Below are 16,036 nucleotides of genomic sequence, written 5' to 3'. Positions count from 1 at the left end.
ATACCATTCAGAAGTGATAGGCGGACTCACCATGAGTGGCTGAGTCGAGGCCGTTCTCCTCATCCTCGGTAGAAACGCGCAAAGGAATGAACAGCTTGATGACGAACAGGATCGCTCCGGTCATGATGGCCGAATAAACGGCGACGACTGCTACACCGAGCAGTTGCACACCAAACTGCGCACCGGTGGACATCTCCAGTCCCGGCGCCAGCGGACCTGCGGCTGCGAGGAATGGGATCAACAAACTGCCGAGAATACCGCCAACGCCATGCACGGCGAACACGTCGAGGCTGTCATCGATCTTCAGACGTTGCCGGATCAAGCCAACGGCTGCGTAGCAGACGCCTGCGGCCAGGATGCCGATAATGATGGCACCGACCGGGCCGACGGATCCCGCCGCCGGGGTGATCGTCGCGAGGCCTGCGACCATGCCGGTTGCGATGCCGACGAGTGTGGGTTTGCGAAAGCTGACCCATTCGATCAGCATCCAGACAAGTGATGCTGTGGCGGCCGAGATGTGTGTGACCAACATGGCCTGCGCCGCGCCATCATTGGCACCGAGGGCCGAGCCAGCATTGAAGCCGAACCAGCCGACCCAGAGCATGGCCGCGCCAAGCATCACGAATCCCGGACTGTGGGGCGGACGCATATCCTTTGGAAAATGGCTACGACGTCCCAGCATCAGTGCGAAGACGAGTGCGGAGATGCCGGCTGTCGTGTGCACCACGATACCCCCTGCGAAATCGATCACGCCTTGCTGGGCCAGCCAGCCTCCACCCCAGACCCAATGGGCAACAGGCGCGTAGCAGAGCACGAGCCAGAGCGCGGAAAAGATCAGTACAGCCGCAAAATTCACGCGCTCCACGAACGCGCCGACAATCAGCGCCGGGGTGATGATGGCAAAGGTCATCTGGAACATGAAGAACAAGGGTTCGGGAATGGTCTGCCCGTCGAGTGGCGCGCCGGTGACGTTTGCAAGCATGCTCTTCGCGAACCCGCCGAGATAGCCCGTCGCGCCCGGACCGAAAGCGATGGAGTATCCACACACCAGCCAGACCAGACTGACCAGGCAGGCAATGGCAAAGCACTGCATGAAAATTGAAAGCAAATTCTTCGCCTGTACGAGCCCGCCATAGAACAGGGCAAGTCCCGGCAGGGTCATGAACAGGACCAGCGCCGTGGCGGTCAGGATCCAGGCTGTGTCTCCGGTATCGGCATGGGCGGGCAGGGCGAGTGCCCCGATGGCGGCCACAACTAAGCCTGCGCGTGCAGCGCCTTTTATTGATTTCAGCATTTCACTCCCCGTTTTTTCGTCATTTCTGACGAAGCTCGAACGGTTCGTCAATCAACGAGCACCTGTCTCGCAGGGACAGGGAGTGTGCAGATATCCACGCGCTTTGGAGGTGTAACCACAAAGGCATCATAGATGCTGTAATCGCGTTTGGAGGTCTTCAGGTCTTCCCATTCTGCGCCGGGCGTTGCCATGACTTCCCAGCGTGGGCGCAGACTTTCGGGCATGTCAGCTGCGAGCCCGACAGACAGGATCTCATTGGCGGAGAGGGCCTGCGCGCGCGCCGCAAATGCTTTTTCGGATGCGTCCGGATTCTGGAAGGATTCTATCTTGTCCTCGGGCGTAGGCTCCACGCGTTCCAGTCGGTTGATATGGGCCATGCCCGAAATGACCCGGCCAAATATCGTATAGTTCCGATCAAGATACCGGCGCTGACCGATGGGAACAAAGAATTCGGTCGAGCCGGTCTCCGGCGGGGAATTGCGCGCCATGCCAAGGGCGCCGGGACAATGCAGCAACCATTCCTGTCCGCTCTCTCGGCCAACTGCGAAGCCATTCCGGTGGCCCACCTGACCGGCGAACAGGTCCTCATTGCCCAGGGGCACGAAGCCGTCTGCGTCCACGGCCCGCTCGGCTTCCAGCGGTAGCTCGGCCCAATCTTCCAGAAGGTGTTCGAATTCGAGTCCTGCCTGCGCCACATGGCCATCGATCACGCGATAGAAATATTCGCCATTATAGAGATTGCTCCGTATCGCCTCGCGAAATTGCGCGACATGCTGCGGCGCGACTTCAGGGGCGAGTTCGATCATGACATCCCCTGTCACCGTTTTCAGGACCACAAGATTTTCAGGGGCCACCTCACGCCATGGCGCCACAGGGGCCGGAGCGTCTACCATCTCGGAGGCTGGGGCAGGGCTCGGATCGGGCGCTGTTTCGCAAGCGCCCAATAAGGAGATGCCGATGGCAACTGCCATGAGAGATATCCGCACCATCTTTGTGTCCTTCCCAAGAAATCATCCGCCTGCTAAGCGCCGCTCATGTATCAGATAAGTGCAAAAGGCGCGCGGGCGCCAGTTGAAACGGCGTGGGACGCGCTGGCCTGGGCCGATCCGTCGCCAGCGGGCGCGGTTGATGCCAAGGAGGACAGCCGGACCAGTTGGCGGCTCGATGCGTTCGCGGAAACGCTCGAAGACGCCGAAGCCTGCGTTGTCATTATCGAAGAAGCCGCGCCGGATCTTGTCGCGCGGATCGAACAGGTGATCGAGCAGGACTGGGTGACGCTGTCACTCGAAGGCTTGCCACCGGTCAAGGCCGGACCGTTCGTTGTAGCGGGCAGCCACGCCCTTGCGCGCCAGTCACCGGGAAAGATTTCCGTGCTGATCGAGGCCGGCCCTGCGTTTGGAACGGGCCATCATGGCACGACGCTCGGATGCTTGCTGGCGCTGGATGATGTGCGCCGCCGCCGGTCCATCGGCAAGGTGCTTGACCTTGGCACGGGCTCCGGCGTTCTGGCGATTGCTGCCCTGAAGGCGGGGGCATCCTCGGCGATCGGTACGGATATCGATCTCGATAGCGTGCGTGTGGCGAATGAGAATGCCCGCAAGAATCATGTCAACGGCTTCACCGCCTTGCATGTCACCGGTGCGAACACGCCGCGCATTCGTCAGGGCGGGCCGTATGACACCGTGTTTGCGAACATCCTGATGCGGCCCCTGATCGGGCTCGCACCGGATATTGCGTCTCTCACGGCGCCGGGCGGCACAATTATCCTGTCAGGACTGTTGCACCACCAAGCGCCGCCAGTCCGAAATGCCTTTGCGTCCCGTGGGCTCGACTTCCAGACACGTATTCGCGAAGACGGGTGGTCGACGCTGGTGTTCCGGAAGCCGGGTTAAGCCCTGCAGGATCAGAAAGCGGCGCGGCGCGCCCAGCGCGCAGAACGGCGTGCCAGGATTTGCGGACGCTGGCTTTCGGCGCTCTGCAGCGCGTTCACGAAGGCTGGCTCAGCCATCTCGTTGACCATCAGCGAACGGCCCTGGCCGTTGAGGATTGCCATTTCTGGCGCAGTAATTGTGTTTTGACGTCTCATAGTGCGTCCCTCTTTTTGTATTGTGCGGCGCACAATTTTTTGTATGGGCGCTATGTAGCGTAAAAGCATAAACAAAAAAGCATAGAAAAGCGGAAATTTGCATGAATAAATGCATAGCTACGATGCGGCTTTCTATGGTCAAAACCACGCTTTCGCACTAAGTAGGGGACATGAGACAGACATTTGATATCAAGGGCGGTCCGCAGGACGGCCGGGCGCATCTGCCCCTCGTTCGCGAACAGCTTTCCGCGCAGGGCCTCGACGGCCTTTATGTTCCGCATGATGATGAATACCAGAACGAATACCTGCCTGACGCCAATGAGCGCCTGGCTTGGGTGAGCGGGTTTACCGGTTCGTTCGGTTCTGCATTCGTCTTCACAGACCGCGCGGTGATCTTCGCCGATGGCCGCTACACGCTGCAGGTCGCCGACCAGACCGATCCGGATCTCTGGGAAGTTCAGGCTGTGCCGGAGCCCGGCCCGTTCGGCTGGCTCAAATCGCAGGACATGACCGGCAAGCGCATCGGCTATGACCCGAAACTGATGAGCCCGAACGATGTCGCGGCCATGGGCACGGCCGCCAAGGCGGCTGGCGCTGAACTGGTCAGCGTCGTGAACAACCCTATCGACCTCGCCTGGGCCGACCGGCCAGACCAGCCCGCCGCGCTCGTCGTGCCGCATGAGGTAAAATTTGCAGGCGTCGCGCACGACGAAAAGCGTGTGCAGATTGGCCACGATCTCAAAGCCGAAAAGCTCGACGCGGCTGTGATCACGTCTCCCGCATCCATCGCCTGGGCGTTCAACATTCGCGGCGGTGATGTCAGCTGCACGCCGCTGCCGCTCGGCCGCGCCATTCTGTTCGCAGACGGGTCAGCTGACCTCTTCCTTGATGAAGTGAAAGTATCCGACGCGCTCCGCCAGCATCTTGGCAACAGTGTCACGTTGCGCCCGCTGTCCGATCTCGAAAAGGGCCTTGCAGACCTGAAAGGCAAGACGGTCAGCGTTGATCCGGATGTGGCCTCAGCCTGGTTTTTTGACCAGCTCGAACAGGCTGGTGCAACGCCTGTACGCCAACGCGACCCGGTCGCTCTGCCCAAGGCTTGCAAGAATGACGAGGAACTCGCAGGCTCGGCCGCCGCCCATCTTCGTGATGGCGTGGCCCTGACCCGCTTCCTGCACTGGCTTGATACGGACGCGCAGAGCGGCGAGATCACCGAGATCGACGCCGCCATCAAGCTGGAGGAATTCCGCGAAAACCTTGGCGGCCTGAACGATTTGTCCTTCCCGACAATTTCCGGTGCCGGGCCGAATGGCGCGCTGCCGCATTACCGCGTTTCGACAGCCTCGAACCGCAAGCTGGAACGTGGCAGCCTCTATCTTGTCGACAGTGGCGGACAGTATCTGGACGGCACGACAGATGTGACGCGTACGGTTCCCATCGGTGATCCGAGCGCGGACATGCGGCGTCACTACACGCTGGTCCTGAAGGGGCATATCTCGCTGGCCATGGTGCGCTTTCCGAAAGGCACGACCGGAACCCATCTCGACATTCTCGCGCGCCATGCGCTCTGGCAGGCCGGGCTCGACTACCAGCACGGCACCGGCCATGGGGTCGGCGTCTATCTCGGCGTCCATGAAGGCCCGCAGCGCATTGCCAAGGCGTGGAATTCCGTGCCGCTGGAAACCGGCATGATCGTTTCGAACGAGCCGGGCTATTACCGCGCCGGACAGTACGGCATCCGGATCGAGAACCTTCAATATGTCACGCCACCGGCGGCCATCGAAGGTGGCGAGCTCGACATGTATGGCTTTGAATGCCTGACCTTTGCGCCCCTGGCGCGGGACCTGATCGATCTGGCTCATCTGACAAAGGACGAGCGGGACTGGGTCGATGCCTATCACGCGCAAGTCTACGAATTGCTGGCCGACCGTCTGGACGGGCCGGTAAAGGACTGGTTGCGCGCAACCTGCATGCCACTTTAGGCAGCCTGTGAAAATCGGGCTTGTTCCGGTTTTGTTCTAATGATAAATCATGGCCAGTAGACTCTTTGGAGACTGGCCATGATCCTTTCATTGTCGATACGTGATTTCGTCCTGATTGACCGCCTGGACATCGAACCGGGCGCCGGGTTTACGGCGCTGACCGGGGAGACCGGGGCGGGCAAGTCCATCATTCTCGATGCCCTGTCGCTTGCGATGGGGCACGGGTCCGACCGCGCGATGATCCGGGCGGGGCAGGACCAGTCGAGTGTGGCGGTTGAGTTTTCGCCTCCGGTCAGCCATCCAGTCTGGTCTGCACTGGCCGAAGCAGGCATTGACGCTTCGCCGGACGAGACCCTGACCATGAAACGCGTGATCCGCCGCAACGGCCCCGCGCGCGCCTTTCTCAATGACCAGCCGGTCAGCGCGGCGCTCCTGTCGGAGATCGGGGACCTCTTGGTCGAGATTCACGGCCAGCACGCGGCCTCCACCCTGCTGAAGCCATCATCTCACCGCCGTTTGCTCGACCAGTTTGCAGGCAATGAAAAGCTTTTGGACATGTGCGAGACCACTCATGCTGCGATGGCGGAGGCCAACGCCCGGCGTCAGGAACTTGAAGACGCGCATGCCGAAGCCATCGAACATCGCGAATGGCTGGCCGAGGCTGTGGCCGAGCTCTCCAGCTTGAATCCGCAGGAAGGCGAAGCGGCCATCCTGACAGAGCGCCGGACCCTGTTGATGCAGTCGGAACGCGTCACCGAGGCCGTGCGTGAAGCCGAAAATGTGTTGGAAAAGTCCGGCGTGGAAAATGCCTTGTCCAAGGCGGCGCGTGCCACCGAACGGATTTGCCGCTTGCCGGGATTTGAATCCTCTCAGGACACGCTGCCGGTTGCCGCACGTGCCGCCGCCGAAGCAGTCGAGCGGGCCTTGATTGAAGCGCGCGAAGCAGCAGGCGCGATCAGCCAGCTCGAACGGCTTGTCGATCATGATTCTGCTGAACTGGACGGCGCCGAGGCGCGGCTGTTCGCCTTGCGGGCAGCGGGCCGGAAGCATGGCTGCGATCCCGATCTCCTGCCAGACATGCTCACTTCATTGAGTGATCGGCTCGACCTGGTTGAAGCGGGCGAAGACGCGCTGATTGCTGCCCGCAAGGCTGAAGCATCTGCCCGGGCCGACTGGCATCAGGCGGCGGGCAAACTGAGCGCCGCCCGGCAGGCGGCCGCGTCGCAATTGGAAAAAGCCATCGCGCGCGAGCTGAAGCCACTGAAACTTGGTCGCTCGGTCATCCGCGTTGCAATCACTCCTTTGGCAGAGGGGGAGGGCGGCCCGAACGGAATCGACTGGGTCGAATTCGACGCCGAGACCAATCCGGGCGCGGGCTTTGGCCCCCTTCGGAAGATTGCATCCGGCGGCGAACTTGCCCGCGTCTCGCTCGCCCTGAAATGCGCCCTCGCCGAAGCAGGCTCTGCGCTGACGCTGATCTTTGACGAGGCGGATCAGGGCGTCGGCGGTGCGGTGGCGGCGGCCATTGGCGAACGCCTGATCTCGCTGGGCCAGGCCCGGCAGGTCTTCGCCATCACGCACAGCCCGCAAGTGGCCGCGTCCGCCTCAGCCCAGTGGCTTGTGGAGAAGGAGCAGGATGGGGCTGGCGGCTCACGCATACGCGGGCTAGATGACAGCAGCAGGCAGGAAGAAATTGCCCGAATGCTGTCAGGCGCCGAAGTTACCGCTGAGGCCCGCGCAGCCGCCGGGAGGTTGTTGGAGGGTGCATGAGCGAGGCAACACCGGTCGAGGATCTGACGCCGGACGAGGCGGCCGCTGAACTCGCGCGCCTTGCGGCCATTATCGCTGAAGCTGACGCCGCCTATTATCAGGAAGATGCGCCGGTCCTGACCGATGCCGAATATGATGTCGCCCGCCAACGCAACCTCGCCATTGAAGCCCGCTTCCCTGAGCTGAAACGCGAAGACAGCCCGTCCGACCGGGTCGGCGCCGTGGCGCAGGACGGTTTTGCCAAGGCAACCCATGCCGCACCCATGCTGTCGCTCGACAATGCGTTTTCAGACGAAGACGTCACCGAGTTTGCCGGGCGCATCCGGCGCTTCCTCGGACTGGACGAGTCCGAGACACTGGAACTCACCGCCGAGCCGAAAATTGACGGACTGTCGCTCAGCCTGACCTATGAAAAGGGCAAATTGAAACGTGCTGCAACACGCGGAAACGGGCTGGTCGGCGAAGACGTCACCGCGAACGCACTGACACTGGATGACATCCCGACGAAACTGGCTGGCAAGGATTGGCCCGATTTCATAGAGATCCGCGGCGAAGTCTATATGAGCCATGCCGACTTTGCGGCTCTCAATGCGCGCGAAGACCAGGCGGGCCGCAAGACTTTCGCCAATCCGCGCAACGCAGCCGCCGGCAGCCTGCGCCAACTTGATACCGAGATCACCAAATCCCGGCCGCTGAATTTCTTTGCCTATGCCTGGGCGGCTGAAAGTGCGCCCTTCGCGGAAACGCAAAGTGAAGCGGTCGCCAAGTTTGCAGAATGGGGATTTCAGACCAATCCCCTGATGGCCACCGCTGCGACCGTGGACGACCTGATCGCAACCTACCGCAACATCGAGCAGCAGCGTGCCACGCTCGGCTACGACATTGACGGTGTGGTCTACAAGGTGAACCGGCTCGACTGGCAACAGCGCCTTGGCTTTGTCAGCCGGGCACCGCGCTGGGCCATTGCTCACAAATTCCCGGCCGAGAAAGCCACCACGACGCTGGAAGAGATTGACATCCAGGTCGGCCGCACCGGCTCCCTCACGCCGGTTGCGCGCCTCACGCCCGTTACGGTTGGCGGCGTTGTGGTCTCGAATGCAACGCTTCACAATGAAGACGAAATCGCGCGGCTTGGCGTAAAACCCGGTGACACGGTCGAAATCCAGAGGGCAGGGGACGTCATCCCGCAGGTCCTGCGTGTGGTGCAGGATGGCGGCGGCAAGGTCTGGGCGATGCCGGATACATGCCCGGTCTGTGGATCGGCCGCTGTGCGCGAGATCGACGACAAGGGCGAGGCCGATGTGCGCCGTCGCTGCACGGGCGGGCTCGTCTGCCCGGCGCAGGCGGTCGAGCGGTTGAAGCATTTCGTCTCCCGCAAGGCGCTCGACATTGATGGCATCGGCGCGAAACAGGTCCAGCTCTTTCAGGAGAAGGGCGTGGTGAAGGCGCCGCAGGACATTTTCCGATTGGCCGCGCGCATTGAGGCGGAAGGCCTGCCGCCACTTGAAGAATGGGAAGGCTTCGGAAAAGCCTCAGCGAAGAAATTGTTCGACGCGATCGATGCGCGCCGGACTGTGCCATTTGCGCGCTTTCTCAACGGGCTCGGCATCCGCCATGTCGGCCAGACCACGTCCCAGCTCTATGCCCGGCATTTCCTGAATTGGGCGCCTTTCTGGGAAACGGTCGTGCGCGCAGCCGAAGGCGGACAGGAATCCGAAGCCTTTGCGGAACTCACTGGCATTGATGGCGTCGGCAAGGCGGCGGCGGGCGCGCTCGTCGATTTCGAGGCGGAGCCCCACAATCGCGACATGCTGAGCGCGTTGCTTGAAGAAATCAGCGTCGAAGCCGAAGAAGCTGCCTCATCGGACAGCCCTGTCGCCGGCAAGACGATTGTCTTCACGGGCACACTGGAGCGGGTGACGCGCGACGAAGCCAAGGCGCGAGCCAATGCGCTGGGCGCAAAAGTGTCGGGGTCTGTTTCAGCGAAGACGGACATCCTCGTCGCCGGTCCGGGCGCGGGCTCAAAGCTGAAAAAAGCCGAAAGCCTCGGCGTTCAGACGCTGACGGAAGACGAATGGTTTGAACTGATCGGCGGCTGATCCGACGGGCGGTTATTTGCCGCCGGGAATAATCCGCTGCAACAGGGTGCGGCGGGTCTCGGCGTCCAGCGCTTCAGGGTCCAGCCCTTCATTGGTCAGCAAGCGATAGCTCATCTTGTACCAATCGCTATTGGGATAATTGTAGCCAAGCGTCGATCCGACCGCGAGCGCCTGATCCCGCAGGCCAAGCGTCAGATAGGCTTCGACCAGACGGTGCAATGCCTCGGGGGCGTGAGAGGTCGTTTCATAGGTCTTCACGACCGTGCGGAAGCGATTGACCGCAGACAGGGTCTGATTGTTACGCAAATACCAGCGGCCAACCGTCATTTCCTTGCCAGCCAGCTGGTCGCGAACCATGTCGAGCTTCACGCTGGCATCACGGGCATACTGGCTGTCTGGGAATCGGCGGACCACGTCCACCAAGGCATCACGCGCGCGTTCCGTTGTTGCCTGATCTCGACCGACATCCGTGATCTGGTCGAAGTAGCTCGCCGCAATCAGGTAATACGCATACTCGGCCTCGGAGCCGCCAGGATGAAGCGCAAGATAGCGCTGGGCACCACTGATCGCTTCGTCATAATTGCGGGATTGATAATGGGCGAAAGCCGTCATGACCATCGAGCGGCGGGCCCATTCAGAATAAGGGTGCTGGCGCTCGACTTCGTTGAATAGCAGGACCGCCTGATCAAAGTCGCGTTTGTCGAGTTCGGTAGCCGCCTGATTGTAGAGCGCCTCCACGGGGCGTTCGACATAGGCCAGTTCTTGACGGCGCTTGTCGCGCGACTGGCACGCCGTCAGCGTGAGGGCTGCAGTGGCAATGAGGAGGATCGGGAACTTGGAGGACAGTCGCATGGCAGGGCAGGCGCTTTCTGCTGTGATGATCTGGCTACCTGCTTAGCGCGAACCAGCGGGGTTTTCCAAGCAGGTTTCTCAGGGATCGGCGGGGCAACGCCTCAGACGGCGGCCGACCGGCGCGTGTCTATGCGGGTTGCGTCTGCTGTATCGGTTTCCCAGCACCAGGCTGAAGGCGTATCGAGCAGCTTGCGGACCAACAGATTGTTGATCGAGTGACCGGGTTGAACCGCTTCATAAATCCCGGCAATCGGTGCACCCGCCAGCATCATGTCGCCAACGGCATCAAGCATCTTGTGACGCACGAATTCGTCCTCTGAGCGCAAGCCCTCAGGATTCATGACTTCACCATTGTCCACAACGACCGCATTTTCCAGCGACCCGCCCCGGGCAAGGCCCATGGAGCGCAGCATATCCACATCGCGCGCAAACCCGTAGGTGCGGGCAAAGGCCAGGTCGCGGGCAAACATGCCTGGTGCGAGTTTAAGCGCCATCTCCTGCACGCCGATCAACGAGTCGTCATATTCAATGCGCGCATTGAGCGTCAGAAACTTGTCGTCGGAAGGCGACAGGCGTGCCCGCTTCGGGCCGTCTTCAATCTCGATCGCTTCCAGGATGCGAATGCGGCGTCGCGGCGCGGACTGGCGTTGCAGGCCAGCCTGCATCAACAGTTCGCAATAAACTGCCGAGGAGCCGTCCATGATCGGCACTTCCGGCCCGTCGATTTCGATGAGGAGATTGTCGATGCCCATGCCCGCGAGTGCGGCCATCAAATGCTCGACCACTGCCACAGAGACACCATCATCATTGGTCAGCGTGGTGCCGAGTTGGGTGTCGGAGACGTATTCGGCATTGGCCTGAATGGCGGTATCACCGTTTTTCACGTCGGTCCGGCGGAAAACGACACCTGCGCCAGCAGGGGCAGGCTTCAGGACGAGCTTCGCCTTCTTGCCGCTATGCACACCAACACCTGCACATACTGCAGGCCGCGCGATCGTTTGTTGAAATTCTACACTACCGGACAACACACCAACCTCCAGTTTCGGAGCTTAGTTTGGGGTGTATGTCTTCAGAATACAAAACACGGGTTGTTTCGGCGTATTACAAAGCGGGCGAAGACACCCGCCTCCGCCCTGTAATCATTGGTGATTTATTGTAACAATTCGCGTTCGCCGAGACTGCAATTGAATGCGAAATCAGTGATTGGCCGACCGGCGCAGGAAGGCCGGTATTTCGAGGTCTGCATCATCGAACGGGGCGGGTTCGGGGTGATCGTCCGGGGAGGATACGATTTGTGAGCCGGATTCCGCAGACGGAGCGTGATCATTCTCGCCCTGAGCGCCGCGGCGCCAGCCGAAAAGGTTCGAGAAGCCGGACGGACTCGGGCGGCCGTCTTCCTCGACCGGAGCTTCGGTCTGCTTGCTGAAAACGGCGTCGGCCTGGATCTGGTCTTCGCCTTCACTGCCTTCAAAATGTTCTGCGGGCAGGGACTGTCCCGTGAAGTCGTCCCGCGGATCGACATCGCCTGAACGGAGCGGGGAGGCATGGTGCAGGATCACTTTCGGGCGCTCGTCTTCTTCTGCAGTCATTTCCACTTCGGTCTCCGATTCAACTTCGGCGACGGGCTCCACATGCTCTTCCTCAATCGGCTCTGCGATGGGCTGGCGCACAGTCTCTGCGACCGGCGCATCCTGCTTCAGAGATGGCATCACGGCATCGACGCCTGCGGCGACGACGGAGACGCGGATCTTGCCTTCAAGTTCGGTATCGAAGGCAGACCCCAGAATGATATTCGCATCCGGGTCGACCTCGCGGCGCACCTCATTGGCGGCCTCGTCGAGTTCAAACAGCGTCATGTCATAGCCGCCGGTAATGTTGATCAGCACGCCCTTGGCGCCGCGCATCGAAATATCGTCGAGCAGCGGGTTGTCGATGGCCAGCTTGGCAGCTTCGAGAGCGCGGTTTTCGCCTTCGGCTTCGCCCATGCCCATCATGGCTGCGCCCATGCCGCGCATGATCGAGCTGACATCGGCGAAATCGAGATTGATCAGGCCGGGCATGACCATCAGATCGGTAATGCCACGGACACCGGAATACAGCACATCATCTGCCATGCGGAAGGCTTCGGCGAAGGTCGTACGGTCATTCGCGATGCGGAAAAGGTTCTGGTTCGGCACGACGATCATCGTGTCGACGTATTTCTGGATGCCAGCGAGGCCTTCTTCCGCAAAGGTCATGCGGCGCGTGCCTTCAAAACTGAACGGCTTGGTGACCACGGCGACGGTCAGAATGTTCATTTCCTGCGCGGCCCGCGCAATCACCGGGGCTGCGCCGGTTCCGGTTCCGCCGCCCATGCCAGCGGCGATGAAGACCATGTGGGCGCCTTCGAGGCGCTCGCGGATCTCATCCATGGATTCTTCGGCGGCTTTCGCGCCAATGTCCGGGCGGGCGCCTGCGCCAAGGCCAGAGGTCGTTTCCGGGCCGAGCTGGATGCGGTTTTCCGTTTTGGAACGGGAAAGGGCCTGAGCGTCAGTGTTGGCAACGATAAACTCGACACCTTGCAGGTTTGCCTCGATCATGTTGTCGACGGCATTGCCTCCGGCACCGCCAACACCAAAGACCAGGATCCTGGGCTTGAGTTCATGTGTCATTCGTCGTCCTCACCTTACCGCCATAAGCCATGCTGAAGCGCTAAAATGACGCATTGCAGCTAAGAAGCGGTTAAGTGATTCGCGATTGGCATCAGAAATTTTCTTTCAACCAATGGAACGCCTTGTTCACGGCTCCGCTTCGGGCTTCTGCTCCGTATTCCTTTGACGCAATGCCAGCCCGTACTGCGTCTGCGAACCCCAACTCGGGATACAGTAGCAGACCTGAAGCTGTAGAAAAAGCTGGTGTTCCCAGTGTTTCGCCAAGGAACTCAGCATTTGTCGGACGGCCAAGCCGCACCTGCGCTTCAAGGATGCGCGTGGCGACGTCGCGAACGCCCGGCAACTGACTCGCGCCGCCGGTCAGCACCACGCGGCGCGGCAGTACTTTGCGTACACCACTGCCTTGCAGGGTTTGCTGAACATATTCGAAGATTTCCTCGACGCGCGGCGCGATGATTTCAGCGAGCTTGCCCCGTTCCATCCGGGTGGCTTGCAGACGGCCATCATCACCCAGGCGAGGGGCCTCAATCCGTTCTGCCAGGCCCGGGCCTTCGAGATTGGCGGTGCCATAGACACTTTTGAGGCGCTCGGCGGCGGCGAATGTCGTGCCGATGCCCTGCGCGATATCGGAGGTCACATGTGTGCCACCAGCCGGGATAAGGCCAAGCCATGCGGGCGAGCCGTTCAGATAGACCGAGACCGCCGTGACGCCGGCGCCCATGTCGATGCAGATGGCACCATTCTCGATTTCGTCGTCGATCAGCGTGCCTGCACCGCTGGCGATGGAGGAGGGGATCAGGGCATCGACGCTGAGATGCGCGCGGCCGACGCATTCGACCAGATTCCGGACGATGGACTTGGGCGCGGTGACCACAGACAGCATCAGGCCGAGTGTGTCTGCGTACATCCCTGCGGGCTCACGCACGCCTTCCTGCGCATCCACGCGATAGGCAACCGGCCAGGCGGCAAGCACATCGGAGCCCTTGGTTGAGATCTGCGCCATGGCCTGAGCCTGAACCCGGCGGATGTCCTTGGGGGTCACCTCGCGGGCGCCGATCTCGGTGGTCGCGGTGACCAGTTGGCAATTCAGTTTCGGCCCAGTTATGCCCAGCATGACCTGATTGATCTGCTCGCCCGCTTCGCGCTCGGCATCTTCGACGGCCAGACGGATCGAGCGTTCGAGACCCTGCATGTCGGTAATCGTGCCGCCACTGAAACCGCGAGATTGTTGGCGCCCTGCGCCAAGGATCTGGAAATTGCGGGGGCCGGTGCCGTCATTTCGGCCTATCAGGCACGTGATTTTCGAACAACCGATGTCCAGCACCGCAACGGGGCTGGACGTGCGCGACCCCACAAGAGGCTTACGCCGGGCCTGAACGTTTGCCATCAGCTCCGGGCCGCCTCTTTGCGTGCTGTGAAGTCAGGATCGTTCACCGGGTCCAGATAGACCCGGCCTTTATTGCGCAGGTCGATGGTCTCTAGCGGACGCTGCATCAGCGCTGTGCGCACCTGCAGGGTCGACAGGCTGTCCAGCGCAGCCACCATCTGGTGATCTTCCGGCATGCGGACCGTTGCGCCGGAGACAAGACGCATGTCCCAGCGGCGATCATTGATGCGGGTAGCGATCGCGATGCGCGGCGCGACGTCCGGCTCAGCTTTGAGGGCAGTTACGAGGGCCGGGGCGGCCTTGGCGGCGCCGCGACCCGCCAGACGGATGAGGTCCTTGTGGTCATCGGCGCGGGCATCCGGAATGACGCGACCCAGACCGTCAACGACGGTCCATGCCTTGCCGTCATGCCACAGCGCAACCGGCTCGGCGGCGTCCGCGATGATTACGACCTGGTCGGGCCAGAGCCGGTGTACGCGCACATTCAGCACCTTGTGGGTGCCTTCGACCCGGCGACGGATGACATGCGGGTCTGCGCGAAACATGTTCTCGCCGGGCTCGATCATGGCGGCGGCGCGAATATCCTGTGCGAGGGCCGGATCCTGTTCCAGTCCGATAATGGACACGTCATTGACGGAAATGCCGACCGTGCGCGCCGTGTCGTCCATGAAGCTGGCAAAGCGGTTCTCGACCTGGGATATGGAGCCGCCCATCCAGGCAGCGGTTGCCACGACAATCGCCACAAGCATGACAAAACCAAAGACGACGGACGAAACGCGAACCTCTTCACCCGTCACTTCATCTATGATGACAGCAGGGCGGCGGCTCGCCTTCTTCTTGGACTTTGGCACAGTCTGATTGCGGGTTACCTTTGGCATGAAGCATCCTCGATCATCCAGGCGACCAGCTGTTCGAAGGACATACCAACGAAAGCGGCCTGTTCGGGGACAAGCGAGGTGGGCGTCATGCCGGGTTGTGTATTTGTTTCCAGGATCACGAGCCGGTCTCTCTTGTCGTCATAGCGAAAGTCGGACCGCGTCGCGCCCCGGCAACCGAGCGCCTGGTGTGCCTTCAGCGCAAATTCCATTGCGGCTTGGGTCACAGGGGCAGGCAGGTCTGCCGGGATCACATGCTGCGATCCACCAGCTTCATATTTTGCATCAAAATCGTAATAGTCTCTTAAGGTCGTGATCTCTGTGACAGCCAGTGCTCGGTCGCCCAGCACGGCCACGGTCAACTCACGGCCGGGGATGAATTCCTCGGCCATCAGATGGTCGCCATAATGCCAGTTCGGCCCGGTCAGCTCCTTGGCCGGCCCATTGGCACCCTCGCGTACGATCAGCACGCCAAAACTCGATCCTTCCGCGACCGGCTTGATCACATAGGGGGGCTTGAGGGGATGCGCGGCAGCCGCTTCTGCGCGGGTGACCTGCTTGTCTTCCGCAATCGGAATGCCCGCCTGCCGGAAGACCGCTTTCGACTTCAGCTTGTCCATGGCGAGCGCCGAGGACAATACGCCCGAATGGGAATAGGGCAGGCCCAGCACTTCCAGTACGCCCTGCACACACCCATCCTCGCCCCAAGGTCCGTGCAGGCCATTCAGCACCGCGTCCGGTTTCGCATCGGTCAGTTGCGCAGCGAGGTCACGTCCGGCATCAATTTCAACAACATCATACCCGGCCGTGCGCGCCGCACTCGCCATCTGCTTGCCCGAGGTGAGCGACACGTCCCGCTCGGACGACCAGCCTCCATAGATCACGGCAACACGTTTCATGAGATTTTCCTGCAAGCTGGCGTTCTGACTATACATCGCGTCTGCAGGGTTAAAGCGGCCTTAGCGTGGCAGCTACAAAACCTTTTCTCGGCAGGATGACAAAAAATATAGGTTTGGGCCTGTTGCCATATTTAGACTACG

Annotated in this window: 13 protein-coding genes; 4 read left to right on the top strand and 9 right to left on the bottom strand. The window is 61.1% G+C overall.

Annotation, left to right across the window (positions count from 1 at the left end; translation table 11 throughout):
* Positions 1-7 precede the first annotated feature (7 nt).
* Positions 8-1,294 (bottom strand): ammonium transporter, encoded by a 1,287-nt coding sequence (locus tag B2P82_RS12765; RefSeq protein ID WP_206991414.1) that lies wholly within the window; start codon positions 1,292-1,294, stop codon positions 8-10.
* A 47-nt stretch (positions 1,295-1,341) separates the two neighbouring features.
* Entirely contained in the window at positions 1,342-2,265 is a 924-nt protein-coding gene (locus tag B2P82_RS12760; RefSeq protein WP_290497343.1) for a peptidylprolyl isomerase, read from the bottom strand.
* A gap of 63 nt (positions 2,266-2,328) precedes the next feature.
* Here B2P82_RS12760 and B2P82_RS12755 point away from each other — a divergent pair, with 63 nt between their 5' ends.
* Positions 2,329-3,186, top strand: coding sequence for a 50S ribosomal protein L11 methyltransferase (locus B2P82_RS12755; protein WP_290497341.1), 858 nt, complete (start codon positions 2,329-2,331; stop codon positions 3,184-3,186).
* A gap of 11 nt (positions 3,187-3,197) precedes the next feature.
* On the opposite strand, the gene B2P82_RS12750 is transcribed toward B2P82_RS12755, so the two are convergent.
* On the bottom strand, positions 3,198-3,380 hold the full coding sequence (locus B2P82_RS12750; RefSeq protein ID WP_290497339.1) for a hypothetical protein: 183 nt from the start codon (positions 3,378-3,380) through the stop codon (positions 3,198-3,200).
* A gap of 170 nt (positions 3,381-3,550) precedes the next feature.
* On the opposite strand from B2P82_RS12750, the gene B2P82_RS12745 reads away from it, so the two are divergent.
* From B2P82_RS12745 to ligA, 3 genes are all read left to right on the top strand, one after another.
* Positions 3,551-5,362, top strand: a complete 1,812-nt coding sequence (locus B2P82_RS12745; RefSeq protein ID WP_290497337.1) for an aminopeptidase P family protein — start codon at positions 3,551-3,553, stop codon at positions 5,360-5,362.
* 78 nt (positions 5,363-5,440) lie between these two features.
* On the top strand, positions 5,441-7,132 hold the full coding sequence (gene recN, locus B2P82_RS12740; RefSeq protein WP_290497335.1) for a DNA repair protein RecN: 1,692 nt from the start codon (positions 5,441-5,443) through the stop codon (positions 7,130-7,132).
* On the top strand, positions 7,129-9,231 hold the full coding sequence (gene ligA / locus B2P82_RS12735; protein WP_290497333.1) for an NAD-dependent DNA ligase LigA: 2,103 nt from the start codon (positions 7,129-7,131) through the stop codon (positions 9,229-9,231). Before recN ends, ligA begins: the two co-directional genes overlap by 4 nt.
* 12 nt (positions 9,232-9,243) lie before the next feature.
* Here ligA and bamD read toward each other — a convergent pair whose 3' ends face one another.
* The 6 genes from bamD to B2P82_RS12705 form a co-directional block, all read right to left on the bottom strand.
* Positions 9,244-10,083, bottom strand: a complete 840-nt coding sequence (gene bamD / locus B2P82_RS12730; protein WP_290497332.1) for an outer membrane protein assembly factor BamD — start codon at positions 10,081-10,083, stop codon at positions 9,244-9,246.
* Positions 10,084-10,184: 101 nt separating this feature from the next.
* Positions 10,185-11,108 (bottom strand): UDP-3-O-acyl-N-acetylglucosamine deacetylase, encoded by a 924-nt coding sequence (lpxC, locus tag B2P82_RS12725; RefSeq protein WP_290497331.1) that lies wholly within the window; start codon positions 11,106-11,108, stop codon positions 10,185-10,187.
* A 171-nt stretch (positions 11,109-11,279) separates the two neighbouring features.
* The gene (ftsZ, locus tag B2P82_RS12720) at positions 11,280-12,734 is read right to left on the bottom strand and encodes a cell division protein FtsZ (RefSeq protein ID WP_290497329.1); all 1,455 of its coding nucleotides are present in this window, start codon (positions 12,732-12,734) and stop codon (positions 11,280-11,282) included.
* Between the two features lie 91 nt (positions 12,735-12,825).
* Positions 12,826-14,121 (bottom strand): cell division protein FtsA, encoded by a 1,296-nt coding sequence (ftsA, locus tag B2P82_RS12715; protein WP_290497327.1) that lies wholly within the window; start codon positions 14,119-14,121, stop codon positions 12,826-12,828.
* Positions 14,121-14,999, bottom strand: coding sequence for a cell division protein FtsQ/DivIB (locus B2P82_RS12710; RefSeq protein WP_290497326.1), 879 nt, complete (start codon positions 14,997-14,999; stop codon positions 14,121-14,123). Before B2P82_RS12710 ends, ftsA begins: the two co-directional genes overlap by 1 nt.
* Positions 14,987-15,895: a D-alanine--D-alanine ligase gene (locus B2P82_RS12705; RefSeq protein WP_206991403.1), complete on the bottom strand. Its 909-nt coding sequence runs from the start codon at positions 15,893-15,895 to the stop codon at positions 14,987-14,989. The genes B2P82_RS12710 and B2P82_RS12705 overlap by 13 nt, the downstream gene beginning before the upstream one ends.
* Positions 15,896-16,036: the final 141 nt, after the last annotated feature.

The organism is Hyphomonas sp. UBA4494, from assembly GCF_002388935.1.
Lineage (GTDB): Bacteria > Pseudomonadota > Alphaproteobacteria > Caulobacterales > Hyphomonadaceae > Hyphomonas.
Note: the sequence above shows the minus strand (reverse complement) of the source record. Positions and strands in the feature narration are given on the sequence as shown.